Source organism: Clostridium sp. KLE 1755, from assembly GCF_000466465.2.
Classification (GTDB): Bacteria; Bacillota; Clostridia; order Lachnospirales; family Lachnospiraceae; genus Eisenbergiella; species Eisenbergiella porci.
In genome coordinates, this window is sequence record NZ_KE992701.1 from 1 (window position 1) to 476 (window position 476).

Here is a 476-nt window from a genome sequence, read left to right on the forward strand (position 1 = left end):
GTAACAGTTCAGACAGGTTTGCGCATTCACAGCGCAAACCGTGAGAAAACATGGCGACAGCAGATATCATCCATATGATAGCAAATAAAAAAGCCTTGAATACACAAGGCCTTTTTTATTGCAGACTTTTTATCATCCTCTGTAATAAATCAGGCAGAGGAGCTGTTACTTTAATTCAAATTTTTAATAAAGTTAAACGCCTATACCTGTCCAATAATAAGTTCCGCAACCTGCATATCAGTTTTATCAGGATTTTCCGCCAGCAAATCAAGCACTTTCTTTGCATAACAAACATCCAACTCGAGTATGTCGGCTATTTCATTTATACCAAAGCCCTTTTCCGATTTTTTCTGATTAATGATATTATCGTCTCAGCTTCACCAAGTGCAGCTCCACGGGCGATCCCCTGGGCAATCCCATCTTCTTTGCCGCTCTTATACTCGCTGTCACGGATTTTTCTCATTTCCACTTCTTCA